This window comes from Flavobacterium cyanobacteriorum (genome assembly GCF_002251835.1).
GTDB classification, from domain to species: domain Bacteria; phylum Bacteroidota; class Bacteroidia; order Flavobacteriales; family Flavobacteriaceae; genus Flavobacterium; species Flavobacterium cyanobacteriorum.
On record NZ_NOXV01000219.1, the window covers coordinates 1 to 16,127 of the forward strand.

The 16,127-nt window shown below is 44.4% G+C and carries 12 protein-coding genes and 1 riboswitch; of the genes, 7 read left to right on the top strand and 5 right to left on the bottom strand.

Features of this window, described 5'->3' with window-relative positions; translation table 11 throughout:
• Positions 1–57: 57 nt before the first annotated feature.
• Positions 58–2,664, bottom strand: a complete 2,607-nt coding sequence (gene clpB / locus CHU92_RS05235) for an ATP-dependent chaperone ClpB (protein ID WP_094413299.1) — start codon at positions 2,662–2,664, stop codon at positions 58–60.
• A gap of 130 nt (positions 2,665–2,794) precedes the next feature.
• On the opposite strand from clpB, the gene ytxJ reads away from it, so the two are divergent.
• On the top strand, positions 2,795–3,187 hold the full coding sequence (gene ytxJ / locus CHU92_RS05240; protein WP_094413301.1) for a bacillithiol system redox-active protein YtxJ: 393 nt from the start codon (positions 2,795–2,797) through the stop codon (positions 3,185–3,187).
• 283 nt (positions 3,188–3,470) lie between these two features.
• Here the strand turns inward: ytxJ and CHU92_RS05245 are convergent, their stop codons facing one another.
• From CHU92_RS05245 to metK, 4 genes are all read right to left on the bottom strand, one after another.
• Positions 3,471–5,801 carry a sodium-translocating pyrophosphatase gene (locus CHU92_RS05245; protein ID WP_094413303.1) on the bottom strand — a complete coding sequence of 777 codons (2,331 nt, stop codon included), beginning with the start codon at positions 5,799–5,801 and terminating at the stop codon, positions 3,471–3,473.
• Positions 5,802–5,914: 113 nt separating this feature from the next.
• Positions 5,915–6,445, bottom strand: a complete 531-nt coding sequence (locus CHU92_RS05250; RefSeq protein WP_094413305.1) for an inorganic diphosphatase — start codon at positions 6,443–6,445, stop codon at positions 5,915–5,917.
• Between the two features lie 113 nt (positions 6,446–6,558).
• The gene (locus CHU92_RS05255; protein ID WP_094413307.1) at positions 6,559–7,167 is read right to left on the bottom strand and encodes a DNA-3-methyladenine glycosylase family protein; all 609 of its coding nucleotides are present in this window, start codon (positions 7,165–7,167) and stop codon (positions 6,559–6,561) included.
• A gap of 18 nt (positions 7,168–7,185) precedes the next feature.
• Positions 7,186–8,436: a methionine adenosyltransferase gene (metK, locus tag CHU92_RS05260; protein WP_094413309.1), complete on the bottom strand. Its 1,251-nt coding sequence runs from the start codon at positions 8,434–8,436 to the stop codon at positions 7,186–7,188.
• 636 nt (positions 8,437–9,072) lie between these two features.
• On the opposite strand from metK, the gene CHU92_RS05265 reads away from it, so the two are divergent.
• The 6 genes from CHU92_RS05265 to metF all read left to right on the top strand — a co-directional run bounded on the left by CHU92_RS05265 (position 9,073) and on the right by metF (position 16,032).
• Positions 9,073–9,522 (top strand): OsmC family protein, encoded by a 450-nt coding sequence (locus CHU92_RS05265; RefSeq protein WP_094413321.1) that lies wholly within the window; start codon positions 9,073–9,075, stop codon positions 9,520–9,522.
• A gap of 87 nt (positions 9,523–9,609) precedes the next feature.
• Positions 9,610–10,134 carry a hypothetical protein gene (locus tag CHU92_RS05270; protein WP_094413311.1) on the top strand — a complete coding sequence of 175 codons (525 nt, stop codon included), beginning with the start codon at positions 9,610–9,612 and terminating at the stop codon, positions 10,132–10,134.
• A gap of 42 nt (positions 10,135–10,176) precedes the next feature.
• Positions 10,177–10,279: riboswitch (SAM riboswitch) on the top strand.
• Positions 10,280–10,429: 150 nt separating this feature from the next.
• Positions 10,430–11,431, top strand: a complete 1,002-nt coding sequence (locus tag CHU92_RS05275; RefSeq protein ID WP_094413313.1) for a homocysteine S-methyltransferase family protein — start codon at positions 10,430–10,432, stop codon at positions 11,429–11,431.
• A 22-nt stretch (positions 11,432–11,453) separates the two neighbouring features.
• Entirely contained in the window at positions 11,454–11,822 is a 369-nt protein-coding gene (locus CHU92_RS05280) for a four helix bundle protein (RefSeq protein WP_094413315.1), read from the top strand.
• On the top strand, positions 11,809–14,985 hold the full coding sequence (locus tag CHU92_RS05285) for a vitamin B12 dependent-methionine synthase activation domain-containing protein (protein ID WP_094413317.1): 3,177 nt from the start codon (positions 11,809–11,811) through the stop codon (positions 14,983–14,985). Before CHU92_RS05280 ends, CHU92_RS05285 begins: the two co-directional genes overlap by 14 nt.
• Positions 14,986–15,075: 90 nt before the next feature.
• Positions 15,076–16,032, top strand: a complete 957-nt coding sequence (gene metF, locus CHU92_RS05290; RefSeq protein WP_094413319.1) for a methylenetetrahydrofolate reductase [NAD(P)H] — start codon at positions 15,076–15,078, stop codon at positions 16,030–16,032.
• Positions 16,033–16,127 lie beyond the last annotated feature (95 nt).

Here is a 16,127-nt window from a genome sequence, read left to right on the forward strand (position 1 = left end):
AAAAAACCGTCTCAAAATTTAAGTATTGAGACGGCTTCTTTTATTTGGTCATAAATCTTAATTATTTACAAGGTCCGTCTGGTTACGGAACACAAGCTGCCCGTCAAAGCTGTCCAGCAATATAATACTGTCGGCAGTTACTTTGCCTGATAATATCTCCCTGCTCAGCTGGTTCATTACCTCTTTCTGGATTACGCGTTTTACAGGGCGTGCACCAAAATCAGCATCATAACCTTTTGCAGCTAGGTAATCAATGGCTTCAGGCGTAGCATCGAGCGTAATATTTTGCTGTGCCAGCAGTTTTGAAACCGACTTCATTTGCAGGCCTACAATTTCCCTGATGTTATCACTGCTTAGCGGCGTAAACATTACTATATCATCAATACGGTTTATGAACTCCGGCCTTACCGTCTGTTTCAACAATCCCAGTACTTCTGTTTTAGCGGCTTCAATGGCAACCTCAATAGTACCTTTAAAGTTTTCAAATTTCTCCTGTATAATGCCGCTGCCCATATTGCTGGTCATAATGATGATGGTATTCTTAAAGTCTGCCAGGCGGCCTTTATTATCGGTCAACCGGCCTTCATCAAGCACCTGAAGCAGTATGTTGAAGGTATCAGGGTGTGCTTTCTCAATCTCATCAAGCAGCACCACGCTGTAGGGCTTTCTTCTTACGGCTTCAGTAAGCTGCCCGCCTTCGTCATAACCTACATATCCCGGAGGCGCGCCAACTAAACGGCTCACACTGTGGCGCTCCTGATATTCGCTCATGTCAATACGTGTCATGGCATTTTCATCATCAAACAGGAACTCGGCAAGCGCTTTGGCCAGCTCGGTCTTACCTACACCCGTAGTACCCAGGAACAGGAAAGATCCTATAGGTTTCTTGCGGTCCTGCAGCCCGGCGCGGCTTCTTCTTATCGCGTCGCTCACAGCTTGTATGGCTTCTTCCTGGCCAACAACGCGCTTGTGCAGCTCATCTTCAAGATGGAGCAGTTTTTCGCGCTCGCTTTGCAGCATTTTAGTTACAGGTATGCCTGTCCACTTGGCCACCACTTCGGCAATGTCCTCATGGGTTACTTCTTCTTTTATAAGGCTTTGCCCTTTCTGGCTTTCCTGTAGTTGCTGTTGCAGCTGGTTCAGCTTCTCCTCGGCTTCTTTAATTTTTCCGTAACGTAATTCCGCAACTTTACCGTAATTACCCTCGCGTTCGGCTTTCTCCGCTTCAAGTTTAAAGTTCTCAATCTCTGTTTTTGTGGCCTGAATGGTATCTACAACATCTTTTTCACTCTTCCAGCGGGCAAAAATCTCATTGCGTTCTTCCTTCAGGTTGGCCAGTTCAAGGCCTAATACCTTCAGCTTGGCCTCATCATTTTCGCGCTTAATGGCTTCAATTTCTATTTCAAGCTGCATTATCTTGCGGTCCAGCACATCGAGTTCTTCGGGTTTGGAGTTGATCTCCATGCGCAGTTTACTTGCAGCCTCATCCATAAGGTCGATAGCCTTATCGGGTAAAAAGCGGTTCGTAATATAACGCTGTGAAAGCTCAACTGCCGCAATAATAGCATCATCCTTAATGCGCACCTGGTGGTGTGTTTCGTATTTTTCCTTTATACCGCGAAGTATAGATATGGCACTTTCGGTATCCGGCTCGTCCACCATTACTTTTTGGAAACGCCTTTCCAGCGCTTTATCTTTTTCAAAATACTTCTGGTATTCGTCAAGTGTTGTGGCACCTATAGCACGCAGTTCACCACGGGCAAGGGCGGGCTTAAGGATGTTGGCTGCATCCATGGCGCCCTCGCCGCCCCCGGCACCTACGAGTGTATGTATCTCATCAATAAACAGTACAATATCGCCTTCGGCTGAGGTTACCTCTTTTACAACTGATTTCAGCCTTTCCTCAAATTCACCTTTATATTTGGCACCGGCAATAAGCGCACCCATATCGAGGGAATATACAACTTTGTCTTTAAGGTTTTCAGGTACATCACCCTGTATAATGCGGTGTGCCAGGCCTTCGGCAATAGCGGTTTTACCCACGCCCGGCTCACCCACCAGCATAGGGTTGTTTTTGGTGCGGCGTGACAATATCTGCAACACGCGGCGTATTTCTTCATCGCGGCCTATAACCGGGTCAAGTTTTCCATCGTTGGCCAGCTGGTTAAGGTTTTTAGCATATTTATTAACCGAATTATAGGTTTCTTCCGCACTGGCTGAGGTTACACGTTCGCCTTTACGAAGTTCGTCAATAGCTGCCCTGAACGCTTTTTCGGTTACGCCCTGGTCTTTAAGTATCTGTGCAATTTTACTCCTTGTGCCGAATATGGCCAGCAGCAAATGCTCAATAGATACAAATTCGTCATTCATTTTGCGGGCAATGTTTGATGCCTCGTTAAGTGCAGTTGAAGCTTCACGTGAAATACCCATATCGGCACCCGATACTTTAGGGAAGCTTTGCAGTGTGCTGTCCAGTATCTGCTGCAGCAGGCTGATATTTACATTTAGCTTTTTAAGCAGGAATGGCGTTACATTCTCGTCAACCTCCAGGATAGCTTTCACTATGTGTTCGTTCTCTATCTGCTGGTGGCTGAGGCTTTGGGCAATCTGTTGTGCCCTTTGTATCGCCTCTTGTGATTTTATGGTAAAATTGGCAAAGTTCATAATCGTAAATTCATTAATTTTGGATATGGTTGTTCAATTAATGTTCCTTATTAACTAATCCGACAAATTGTCCTAAAGTCAGATATTTACAATCTTCTTTAGCAGACAAATTGTCTTTAATCCTGACAAAATGGGTCTTTTTAATAAAATCTTTGGAGAATCCGGCGGTAAAGATACTTCATCCGGCAATGTGGAGTGGAATCATTTAACAAACATAAAACAGCTGGAGCACATCATACACGAGTCGGCAGAGGCACCTGTATTAATATTTAAGCACAGTACCCGCTGTGCTATAAGCAAAATGGCATTGCGCAATTTTGAAAAAGAATATGATATAGAAGCAGGGAAGGCAAAGCCTTATTTCCTGGATTTACTGGAGCACAGGGATATTTCTAATGAGATTGCAACTATTTTCCATGTAACGCACCAGTCGCCTCAATTACTGGTAATTAAAGATGGGGTAGTGGTGTACCATACATCGCATGGGGATATTGATGCGGGCGTGTTGAAGGCAAAATTATAACGTATAAGCGGGTGTTCAGCACAATTAACAGCATCGGCCGCAACATTTAATAGTTTCATAGAACTTAATATTATAGGGAGCAGCCAGCTACCGCCCCTTTGGCGTCCATGTCGTGCTGTCCGCTGTATCTCCGCGCCGCGAAAGCGGGCAGCGCGGAGGATGCCGCTTCCATCACGGCTAAACCTTAACAGTAGTGCATCCTTGCCATCGGTTTCTCTTTGATTATAAAAAAAGGGCTGTCATTATTTAGACAGCCCCTTCATTAAGCTATATTACAGGAACATCATTTATATTCAGCAGTACGGGTATCCGTTGCCGCACTTGCTTTGGCTGTTTCAGTCTTTATTTCTTTGCTTTGTTGCTTCAGCGCTGCTGCATCAGCTTCAGAAAGGGTTTCCTTGCCATGGCCGCCTAATATGGGTGCAATAACAAGGCCTATAAGGCAGGTAAGCTTGATGAGGATATTCATTGAAGGCCCTGAAGTATCTTTAAAAGGATCGCCCACAGTGTCGCCGGTTACTGCAGCTTTGTGCGCGTCAGAGCCTTTGTAGGTCATTTCCCCATTAATCATTACGCCAGCCTCAAAAGATTTTTTGGCATTATCCCATGCGCCTCCGGCATTGTTCTGGAAAACGGCCCACAATACTCCTGATACGGTTACGCCTGCCATATAGCCTCCGAGCATTTCAGCTACCAGCTGGTTGTTATCCGGATATACAAGCATACCAAAAAGTACAATAGCAATAGGGAAACCAATGGTAAGGATACCCGGCAGCATCATTTCGCGTAAAGCGGCTTTGGTAGAAATAGCTACACACTTGCCATATTCCGGCTTGCCTGTCCCTTCCATAATCCCCGGTATTTCGCGGAACTGCCTCCTTACTTCATATACCATGTCCATGGCGGCCTTGCCCACCGAGTTCATGGCCAGGGCCGAAAATACAACCGGTATCATTCCGCCAATGAACAGCATTGCCAGTACAGGAGCTTTAAATATGTTTATACCATCAATACCCGTAAAGGTCACATAAGCCGCAAAAAGGGCAAGTGAAGTAAGCGCTGCCGAAGCAATGGCAAAACCTTTACCTGTGGCTGCCGTAGTGTTACCTACAGAGTCAAGAATGTCAGTACGCGTACGCACTTCTTTAGGCAGCTCGCTCATTTCGGCAATACCACCCGCATTATCCGATATAGGCCCGAAAGCATCAATAGCCAGCTGCATGGCCGTAGTAGCCATCATGGCGCTGGCTGCAAGCGCTACACCATAAAATCCGGCAAAAGCATAGGAAGCCCATATCGCAGAAGCAAACAAAAGTATAGTAGGGAAGGTAGATACCATGCCTGTAGCAAGGCCTGCAATAATATTAGTACCCGCGCCGGTACTCGATTTTTGCACTATGGCAAGTATCGGTTTTTTGCCAAGTCCTGTATAATATTCGGTTACTGATGAAATTACCCCGCCTACTATAAGACCTACAATAGTGGCATAAAATACCCGCATTGAAGATATATCTTTGGCTTCTTCGCCATAAAATTCCATACGCATGGTTTCAGGCAGCATATACTGTACAAGGAAATAACATGATATAGCTACCAATCCTATAGAAACCCAGTTCCCAAGGTTTAGGGCGCCCTGCACCTGTGCTTCTTTAGCGTTGTTATCTTTAATGCGTACGAGAAGCGTACCGATAATAGAGAAGATAATGCCGAAGCCTGCAATGGCCATAGGCAGCAGGATGGGCCCAATTCCGCCGAAAGCATCAGTAAATGCAGGATCATTAACCATGATATCCCTCAGTACATAATTTCCAAGTACCATGGCCGCAAGCACTGTTGCCACGTAGGAACCAAAAAGGTCAGCGCCCATACCGGCCACATCACCTACGTTGTCACCTACGTTATCGGCAATAGTAGCAGGATTACGCGGGTCGTCTTCAGGGATACCTGCTTCTACTTTACCTACAAGGTCAGCGCCTACGTCGGCAGCCTTAGTATAGATACCCCCGCCTACACGGGCAAAAAGCGCTATAGACTCAGCGCCGAGGGAAAAACCCGCAAGTGTTTCAAGCACTACAGTCATTAGTTCTGCAGGTGACCTTAGTTCCCCGTCAAAGGTTTTGGCTACCCACTGGCCATCCATAAAATAATGAAAGAAAAATATAAAGAAACCCGTAAGGCCCAATACGGCAAGGCCGGCTACGCCAAGGCCCATAACGGTGCCGCCGCCAAAGGATACTTTAAGCGCCTGCGGCAGGCTGGTACGTGCGGCCTGTGTGGTACGCACATTTGATTTGGTGGCGATTTTCATCCCCATATTCCCGGCAAGCGCCGAAAAAACAGCCCCAAAAATAAAAGCCACTACTATGAGCATATCCGTAGTAGGTACTATGGTGGCAATTACTGCAAGGGCTACACTGGCAATAATTACAAAAATGGCAAGCAACCGGTATTCTGCCTTTAAGAAGGCAAGGGCGCCTTCGTAAATGTAATCTGAAATTTCTTTCATCTTACCGTCCCCGGCATCCTGTTTTAAAACCCACGATCGTTTGGCTGCCATAAACAGCAGCCCCAATACGGCCAGAATTGCCGGCACATATATCATAATTGAATCCATAAAAATGTTTTTGGTTGAAGTTAATAATCGTAAATGTAGCAAAACCAAAACAAATAAAAAAGCAATACTCATTGCCGAATATTGCTTTTTTTATAACTTTTTAAGTAAGTGTCTTATTTTATGCTGAAAAGCTCCTCAGTTTTATTATCAAAAGATTCGAAGCGTTCGAGGCATTCGTCAATAATCTGGTAGGCTTCGTGTACATCTCCCCATCCTTCTACATCAACTTTTTTATTTTCAAGGTCTTTATACACCTGGAAAAAATGCTCAATTTCTTTCAGGCGGTGTGGGTTCAGGTCGCTAAGGTCGTTGTACTTGTTCCATATAGGGTCAGATACCGGAACGCATACAATTTTCTCATCCGGGCCTTTTTCATCCGCCATGTGGAAAACACCGATAGGCTTCACTTCTATAACACAACCCGGGAAGGTGGGCTCATGAACCAGCACCAGCACATCCAGCGGGTCGCCGTCAAGTGCAAGGGTTTCCGGGATAAAGCCATAATCGGCAGGATACATCATTGAGGAGAATAGCATCCTGTCATAGCGTATTTTTTTTAATTTAAAATCGTATTCATACTTGTTTCGGCTGCCTTTCGGTATTTCGATAAGCACGTCAAATGATTTCAGTTTTGCTGCGGTCATTGTTTTTAACTTTATTTTTCTGGTTTAAAGCGGGTGCAAAAGTACTGTAAAATTCTTGTTTCGCAAGTATAAAACCTATTTAGAGATGGATAAAACAAATTTTTTACAAAAAATTAATGTGGAAATTTCCTGCCACGCTTTTCAAGATAATAATGCCACAGGAAAAAAGCGGCTGTAGTGCGGTAGGGAACCCATTTTTTGGTGTATTCTGCCATTGCTGCCGTTTCCTCTATTCCCGTAAGGTCTTTAATGGCAGAAACAATGCCTATATCTCCTAATGGGAGTATATCGGGCGACTGCAGGCTGAACATTAGGTACACATCAATAGTCCAGTTGCCTATACCCTTTACCTGTATAAGTTCCTGCCGCACCCTTTCGGCGCTTTTATACCTGAAACTGCCAAAATCAACCGCGCCCTTCAGTACGGATTCCGCAAGGGCTTTTATGTAACCGGTTTTCTGGCGGGTGATGCCGCAGGCACGGATTTCCTCATCTGAAGCAGCTGTAATATTTTCGGGAGAAAAATCAGCTACGAGAGCTTTAAGGCGGTTAAATGAGGCACGTGCCGAGTCAAGCGATACCTGCTGTTCCAGAATGGTTTTACACATGCTCTCAAAACCTTCGGGCCTGGAAGGAAAGCCAGGCATGCCGTATTGTTGCAGCAACTGCCCGAACAGCCTGTCTTTTTCTGCCAGGAGAGGAACGGACTCAGTTAGTGTCATTACTCAGCCTAAGAACTATTATAAACCAAAAGCCTGCTTTACTTTATCGGCATAATCAAGTTTTTCCCATGTAAACAGTTCCACGGTAACTTCTTTAGTCTTGCCATCAGGCGACCTGAAAGTTTTAGTTACGGTTTCTGGCGTACGCCCCATGTGGCCATAGGCTGCTGTTTCGCTGTAAATAGGATTCCTGAGCTTAAGGCGCTGCTCAATAAAGTATGGCCTCATATCAAAAAGCTCCTCTACTTTTTTGGCAATTTCACCATCAGTAAGGTTCACTTTGCCGGTGCCGTATGTGTTGATGTATATACCCATAGGCTTTGCTACACCGATAGCGTAAGATACCTGTACCAGTATTTCGTCGGCAACGCCGGCAGCTACAAGGTTTTTGGCAATATGGCGTGTTGCGTAGGCCGCGCTGCGGTCAACTTTACTTGGGTCTTTGCCTGAAAATGCGCCACCGCCATGTGCTCCTTTGCCACCGTAAGTATCTACAATAATCTTTCTTCCGGTTAGGCCTGTGTCGCCGTGCGGGCCGCCAATCACAAACTTTCCGGTAGGGTTTATGTGGTATTTTATCTGTTCGTTGAACAGGTGTGCATATTGCGGGTTGTTTTTAACCACCCTCGGGATAAGGATGTTAATAATGTCGTTCTTTATTTTTTCAAGCATTTCTGCTTCTCCTGCAAAATCATCGTGCTGGGTAGAGATAACAATAGCGTCAATCCTTACCGGCCTGTTGTTATCATCATATTCAAGCGTTACCTGGCTTTTGGCATCCGGGCGCAGGTAGGTTATTTCATTGTTTTCGCGGCGCAGTACGGCAAGTTCCTGTAGCAGCTTGTGCGACAGGTTAAGGGCCAGCGGCATGTAATCTTCCGTTTCATTGGTGGCATAGCCAAACATCATACCCTGGTCGCCCGCGCCCTGTTCTTCCTTGTTCTGGCGGTCTACTCCCTGGTTAATGTCCTGCGACTGCTCATGGATGGCAGAGAGTACACCGCATGAATTGGCCTCAAACATGTATTCGCTTTTGGTGTACCCGATTTTTTTGATGACATCCCGGGCTATCTGCTGAACATCAAGATAAATCTTAGATTTTACTTCGCCTGCCAGTATTACCTGCCCGGTGGTAACAAGGGTTTCACAGGCTACTTTTGACTCTGGGTCAAAAGCAAGGAAATTATCAATCAGCGCATCCGAAATCTGGTCAGCTACTTTATCAGGATGCCCTTCGCTCACTGATTCTGACGTAAATAAATATGCCATGTTTCTACTAAATATTAGCGGAGGAACTGTAACCGGACTGCATGGGGCTAAAGGGAAGTAGGTCCTGCTTTAGCATTTTTTACAGAGGTTGCAATCAGTTCAAATCTTTCCTCCAGGTTATTGATGGTGCAAATGTATAAAGCATATTGCAATAAAAAAAGTAAATTTTAATTTTATGGGACCGGAGCAGCACCAGCGAAAACGATATATGTTAAATTTATCCCATGCCCTTGCATTTTTGAAATTTAGTTTTGTAAGTTTGCTATGCATTTAAGCAAGACGAAAAAAATGAAATTCAACACATGCCAATACTGTCACTCAATGATGTGGAAATTATCCGCGGGGGCAGGCATTGCATTGGTATAACCGGATTATCAATATAAGCATCAAGCCCCTGCCGCAAGCAGGGGCTTTTTTATTAACATAAATTCTGAAGGATATGAAAACGCAACAGGTATTATCTACAGCTACAATGCAGTATAAACACAGCCATATGCACATGTGCTGTTCATGGATGCATATATCCCATTGTTACCACAGGCGAATGACGTAATCTTTTTATATAATCAAGTGTCAGGCTCTTTTGGTAACCCCCGGAAGAGCCTTTTTTTATTCATCAGTTTAAAAATAATAGTAATGGAAACAAAATCAATAAATGTGCTGGGCTATGCCGGTGCCAATAAACAGTTTGTAGTTAAAACCCTGAATACCGACCTGAGGATAAGCCAGAACAAGAATTATCCTGAACTGGAAGGCCCTAACCCTTATGAATATATCTTGGCCGGGTTTGCAGGCTGCATCAATTCGCTGGGGCAAATGGTTGCCGCCGAGCAGGGTATAGCCCTAAAAGCCCTGCAGGTTGAAATTAGCGGTGAGCTCAATACACTGCGCTATGCCGGAAAGCCTACCAAAGAGAGGGCAGGCTTTAACAGGATAGAAATTGTTCTAAAACCCACAACCACGGCTTCGCTGGGCGTATTGCAAAGGTGGCTGAGCGAAGTACAGTCGCGCAGCCCGGTGTATGATAATCTTGCCAACGCCACACCGGTAGAACTCTCGCTGTTTAAAGAATATAATTACGGTTAAATACATTTTTCATAAGTTGTTTGTTTGTTTTGTTTGTAAGGGCTGCCCCGGCCCGGCCGGGGCAGTTACTTTTTAAAATTAAAATTCATGGCCCAAAAAATAAATATTGTGCTCTTCGGTATAGGGACTATAGGGAGCACACTCATAAATAAAGTTGTAAAGAACAGGAAAGTGCTGGTAAATGAGAAAGGCGTTGACGTGAGGTTTCCGGTGATTACCAATTCAACCGTCGCTTTTTTTGAAAAAGAAGGTACGGGCTACGCATGGGAAGCCAATTTCATGGAGTTTGCAGTGCCTTTTAAATTTGAAGATGTACTGGATTATGTAGCCGGTGCGGGGCTTGAAAACCTTGTAGCGGTTGATGCATCGGGCAGTATAGATGTTATTGAACAGTATATAGTACTTTTTAACAACGGATTTAATGTTATATCGGTAAACGATAAAATAGAAAAACTGCCACCGGGATTAAGAAAAGAAATAATTGTTGAGGCTGAACATGCAGCATTGTTATTCAGGTATTTACCTCCTCTGGGGAGTAAAGATAAATCAGTAAACCGTTTGCTGGAAACAATAGTTGAGATTGCAGAAAAGAATACGGCACTTGCATCTTAAAATTTTATTGTATTAATTTGCAGTGTTCTTTTACAGACTGATTTGTTATCACGAAAGGCAGAGGGAATAGACCCGTTGAAGCCTTAGCAACCCTTTACACTTAAAGAAGGTGCTAAATTCTACCACGAAAGCGGATAGATAACATACACAATATTGCAGCGCAATATTCTCTCCACCCTTTTTTGATGACATAATTTGTAGGTAAAACAATATAGCCGGGCTAATAACCCGAAGGTCTATTTTTATTCCTTCGGCATTAACCTGAAACTTTGAATTTTAAACCTGAAAAAAGATTATGTCTGACATACACGAAGCTTTAAGAAAACGTATCCTTGTGCTAGATGGCGCTATGGGAACCATGCTGCAACGCCACAATTTTACGGAAGAAGATTTTCGGGGTGAGCGTTTTGCGGATTTTCCACACCCGCTGAAAGGAAACAACGACCTCCTGTCATTAACCCAGCCCCAAGCTGTTAAAGATGTGCATCGCCAGTATTTTGCTGCGGGCGCCGATATCGTGGAAACAAACACTTTTAGCAGTACTACCATAGGTATGGCCGATTACCACATGGAGCACCTGGTGTATGAGTTAAATTATGAATCAGCAAGGCTGGCTCGCCAGGCTGCCGATGAGTTTACGGCAAAAGAACCTTTTAAACCCCGTTTTGTGGCAGGCTCAATAGGGCCTACTAACCGGACTGCCAGCATGAGCCCTGATGTAAATAATCCGGGTTTTAGGGCTATAACTTTTGATGAGCTACTGATAGCCTATAAAGAACAGGTAAAGGCGCTGATTGATGGAGGTGCAGATATCCTTTTGGTAGAAACTATTTTTGACACACTAAATGCCAAAGCTGCACTTTTTGCCATTGAAGAAGTAAAAGATGAACTGGGCCTTGATATCCCTGTTATGGTTAGCGGCACTATTACCGATGCTTCGGGGCGTACATTATCGGGGCAGACGGTTGAAGCATTCCTTATATCTATTTCACACATCCCCCTGCTGAGTGTGGGGTTTAATTGTGCATTGGGTGCTGACCAGCTGAAGCCTTACCTGAAACGACTTGCCCAAAACACATCGCTGAATATATCAGCACATCCTAATGCCGGCCTGCCTAATGCCTTTGGGCAGTATGACCAGACACCAGAGCAAATGCAGCAGCTTATAAAAGAATACCTTGACGATAATCTGGTAAACATAATTGGGGGATGCTGCGGTACTACACCCGAGCATATAAGGCTGATTGCTGAGGTAGCGAAAAATTATAAACCCAGAAAGTTGTCAGTTGTCAGTTGATGGTTGCAAGAGAATAAGAATTATGGATTACACAAAATTAGATGTTTGGTTAGAATCAAGAAGATTAGCCAATACTATTTATACGGTTTCAAAACAATTTCCAAAGGATGAAATTTATGGCTTAACAAATCAGATGAGGCGTTGTGCAGTGTCGATACCTTCAAATATTGCTGAAGGCTGTGGCAGGCAAACTTCAAAAGACACGATTAACTTCCTTCATATTTCCAGAGGTTCATTATATGAACTCGAAACGCAATGTTTTTTAGCATTGGATCAACAATACCTTAATGAAGATGTTTTTCAGCAAATCTTTGAATTGATTCAGTCTTGCAAAAGGCTCTTAAACGGATTTATCAATTACTATAAAAAACTTCAGGATGAACGCAGATAAATCTGACAACCAACAACCGGCAACCGGCAACCGCTACCTGAAATTAAGCGGACTTGAGCCTCTGATCATCACTCCCGAGAGTAATTTTATAAACGTTGGCGAACGTACCAATGTAACCGGTTCACGCAAATTCCTCCGTCTGATTAAAGAAGAAAAATATGAGGAAGCGCTGGATATAGCCCGCGCACAGGTGGAAGGCGGCGCGCAGATAATTGATGTAAATATGGATGAGGGAATGCTTGATGGCGTACATGCCATGACCACATTCCTTAACCTTATTGCATCTGAGCCTGATATAGCACGGGTACCGGTGATGATTGATAGTTCCAAGTGGGAAATCATTGAGGCCGGACTTAAGGTGACACAGGGAAAAAGCGTGGTAAACTCCATCAGCCTGAAAGAAGGCGAGGAAGCTTTTATTAGCCAAGCGAAAAAAATAAAGCGTTACGGTGCTGCCGTAATTGTTATGGCTTTTGATGAAGAAGGCCAGGCCGATACGTATGAGCGCCGTATTAGTATTTGTAAACGCTCCTATGATATATTGCTCAACAAAGTTAATTTCCCACCTGAAGACATTATTTTCGATCCTAACATTTTTCCTGTAGCGACCGGTATGGAGGAGCACAGGAAAAATGCTGTTGATTTCTTTCGCGCCACAAAGTGGATACGGGAGAATTTGCCCCACGCACATGTAAGCGGCGGGGTTAGTAATGTATCGTTCTCTTTCAGGGGTAATGATAAGGTAAGGGAAGCCATGCATTCCGCATTCCTTTATCATGCCATTCAGCACGGCATGGATATGGGTATAGTTAACCCCGAAATGCTGGAAGTGTATGATGAGATTGACAAGGAGCTGCTTGAGTATGTAGAGGATGTCCTGCTGGACAGGCGTGATGATGCTACTGAGCGTCTCCTGGCATTTGCTGAACAAATTCGCGAATCTGGCTCCCCTCTCCTTCGGAGAGGGGCTGGGGGTGAGGCTGAGTGGCGCTCGCTGCCATTACAGGAGAGGCTCACGCATGCTTTAGTTAAAGGTATTGATGAGTTTATAGAACAGGATGTGGAAGAAGCGCGGCTGCAGGCAAAACGCCCTATAGAGGTTATTGAGATAAACCTGATGGCAGGCATGAATGTGGTGGGCGACCTGTTTGGGAGCGGTAAAATGTTCCTGCCACAGGTAGTAAAATCGGCACGGGTAATGAAAAAAGCGGTGGCCTATCTGCTTCCTTTTATGAACCAGGCCCCCCCCGCCCCCGAAGGGGGAGCTCCTAAGCGTACTGTGAATTGGAAGACAGCTGATCCTTTACTGTATAATCTTCTTAAAGATTACTGCAAACGCGTGAGAAATGTACCTACCGATGCTGAAAGGCTTCTATGGTCAGCATTAAGTGATAAACAGCTTGAAGGTTATAAGTTTAGAAGGCAACACATTATCGGCCGATATATAGCGGATTTTATTTGCCTGAAGCAAAGGTTAATAATTGAAGTTGATGGCCTGATTCATCAACTGCCTGAAAACATGGCCAGTGATGCGGAACGTACAGCATGGCTTGAGGAACAGGGATATAAAGTAATTCGCTTTACAAATGATGAGGTTTTATTCAGGCTTGATGAAGTTTTAAATAAGATATTGAATGTCCTCAAAATATCGGAGTCAGCAGCTCCCCCTTCGGGGGCGGGGGGGGCTGGGAAAATTTTGATGGCAACAGTAAAGGGCGATGTGCACGACATTGGTAAAAATATAGTGTCGGTGGTGCTGGCCTGCAACAATTTTGAGATCATTGACCTTGGTGTAATGGTTCCTCCTGAAAAAATTATTGAAACTGCCGTAAAAGAGCAAGTAGATATTATTGGCCTAAGCGGGCTTATCACCCCGTCACTTGACGAAATGGTGTACCTGGCGCGGGAGATGGATAAACTGAACATAAGCATCCCAATTATGATTGGCGGGGCAACTACATCGCGGGCGCATACCGCAGTTAAAATAGCCCCGCAATACAAAGATACAGTTGTTCATGTTAACGATGCCTCCCGGGCAGTAACTGTGGCAGGTAACCTCCTTAATGAAGCTACAAAGCAGGAGTATGCCCAACAGTTGCGTGCTGAATATGATGAGCTGCGTGAGGGTTACCTCAGCCGCTCCCGTGAAAAAGATTTTCTTACCATTGAAGAGGCAAGAAAAAATAAACTCCGGCTTGAATTTAATCCTGTGGAACCAAAATTTACAGGTGTGGCAACAATGGAGCCAGCTTTGGAAGAACTGACAGATTACATCGACTGGACACCTTTTTTCCGTACGTGGGACCTGCACGGCCGTTATCCTGACATACTTACAGACGGGGTGGTAGGGGAACAGGCCCAGGTATTATTTGAGGATGCCCAAAAAATGCTGCAGCAAATAATTAGAGGGGAGTGGCTTACTGCTAAAGGTGTTTATGGTATTTTTCAGGCTAACACGGTAAATGATGATGATATAGAAATAAGCCCCCTAACCCCCGAAGGGGGTATTGTAGAGCCTGCCTCAGGAACTCCCCCTTCGGGGGGTGGGGGGCTGCGTTTCCTGACGCTGCGCCAACAGTCACAAAAAACTAAGGGTGCGCCTAATTTAGCATTAGCAGATTTTATTGCCCCGAAAGAAAGCGGCAAAAAAGATTATGTGGGTGCATTTTGTGTAACTACAGGCTTTGGGGCCGACGAGAAAGCAGCTGAATTTGAAAAGGCAAATGACGATTATAATTCCATTATGATAAAAGCACTGGCGGACCGCCTTGCGGAGGCTTTTGCCGAATACCTTCATGAAAAGGTACGAAAAGAAATATGGGGCTATGCATCGGATGAGGTTTTAAGCAATGAGGCACTGATTAAAGAAGAATATAAAGGTATCCGGCCTGCACCAGGCTATCCGGCCTGTCCTGACCATCTTGAGAAAAAAACCATCTGGAAGCTGCTTGATGTGGAAGCCAATACGGGCGTAAAACTTACCGAAAGCCTTGCCATGTGGCCCGCTGCATCGGTATCAGGATACTATTTTGCGCATCCGGAAAGTAAGTATTTCGGACTCGGAAAAATAAAAGAAGACCAGGTAAAAGATTATGCCATAAGAAGAAATATAAGTATGGAAGAGGCTACAAAGTGGCTCAACCCTAATATAAGCCCCTCCTAGCCTCCCTAAAGGGAGGAACGATGATGGCTATGACACTAAAAATATGAATATTAACGATAAAAATTTCCCCTTTTGGGGGTTAGGGGGCTTATGAAAGTAACCGAACATATTACAAACGCCAACGGCAAAACACTTTTTTCATTCGAGATATTACCGCCACTGAAAGGGCAGAACATACAATCGATTTTTGACAGTATAGACCCCCTCATGGAGTTTAAGCCTCCGTTCATTGATGTTACCTACCATAGGGAAGAGTATGAATATAAAGAGCTTCCTAACGGCCTGCTGGAAAAGAAAGTGGTAAAAAAAAGGCCGGGTACGGTGGGCATTTGTTCGGCAATCCAGAACAGGTACCAGGTTGATGCCATTCCGCACATACTTTGCGGGGGATTTACCAGGGAAGACACCGAGAATTTTTTAATTGACCTTGATTTTTTAGGAATACAGAATGTTGTTGCCCTTCGCGGTGATGCCGTTAAAAGTGAAATATACTTTAAGCCTGAAAAGGAAGGCCATCATTTTGCGGGCGAACTCGTTACACAAATAGCCAACCTTAATAAAGGCATTTACCTTGATGATGACCTGCAAAATACATCGGCCACTAATTTTTGCATAGGTGTGGCGGGCTATCCTGAAAAGCACATGGAGGCGCCAAGCCTGGACAGTGACATTTATTTCCTGAAGCAAAAAATTAAAAATGGCGCTGAGTATATCGTAACGCAAATGTTTTTTGATAATAAAAAATATTTTGACTTTGTAGCCAAGTGCCGGAAAGAAGGCATTACTGTGCCTATAATACCCGGGCTGAAGCCGATTTCTACAAAAAAACAGCTCAACCAGATTCCGCACCGCTTTAAAGTAGACCTGCCTGACGACCTTATTATGGCAGTAGTTAAGGCTAAAGATAATGACGCCGTTCGCCAGGTGGGTATTGAGTGGTGTATTGCGCAAAGTAAAGAACTTGTTGCCGCAGGCGTGCCTTCGCTGCACTATTATTCAATGGGCAAATCAGAAAATATAAAGGCTGTGGCAGGGGCTATATTTTAAGTTGTTGCTGCTGAAGTTAATTATCATATACCTTATATATTAATTATCAATTTAGTACACGACAAAAAATATAATTGATTAAAAATCAATAAAAT

Bases quoted from the DNA above. Each gene is read 5' to 3' on its own strand.
- metK (WP_094413309.1), bottom strand. From the start codon at position 8,436: ATGGCATATTTATTTACGTCAGAATCAGTGAGCGAAGGGCATCCTGAT.
- CHU92_RS05270 (WP_094413311.1), top strand. From the start codon at position 9,610: ATGGCCCAAAAAATAAATATTGTGCTCTTCGGTATAGGGACTATAGGG.
- CHU92_RS05285 (WP_094413317.1), top strand. From the start codon at position 11,809: ATGAACGCAGATAAATCTGACAACCAACAACCGGCAACCGGCAACCGC.
- CHU92_RS05250 (WP_094413305.1), bottom strand. From the start codon at position 6,445: ATGACCGCAGCAAAACTGAAATCATTTGACGTGCTTATCGAAATACCG.
- CHU92_RS05255 (WP_094413307.1), bottom strand. From the start codon at position 7,167: ATGACACTAACTGAGTCCGTTCCTCTCCTGGCAGAAAAAGACAGGCTG.
- CHU92_RS05245 (WP_094413303.1), bottom strand. From the start codon at position 5,801: ATGGATTCAATTATGATATATGTGCCGGCAATTCTGGCCGTATTGGGG.
- CHU92_RS05280 (WP_094413315.1), top strand. From the start codon at position 11,454: ATGGATTACACAAAATTAGATGTTTGGTTAGAATCAAGAAGATTAGCC.
- clpB (WP_094413299.1), bottom strand. From the start codon at position 2,664: ATGAACTTTGCCAATTTTACCATAAAATCACAAGAGGCGATACAAAGG.
- ytxJ (WP_094413301.1), top strand. From the start codon at position 2,795: ATGGGTCTTTTTAATAAAATCTTTGGAGAATCCGGCGGTAAAGATACT.
- CHU92_RS05275 (WP_094413313.1), top strand. From the start codon at position 10,430: ATGTCTGACATACACGAAGCTTTAAGAAAACGTATCCTTGTGCTAGAT.
- CHU92_RS05265 (WP_094413321.1), top strand. From the start codon at position 9,073: ATGGAAACAAAATCAATAAATGTGCTGGGCTATGCCGGTGCCAATAAA.
- metF (WP_094413319.1), top strand. From the start codon at position 15,076: ATGAAAGTAACCGAACATATTACAAACGCCAACGGCAAAACACTTTTT.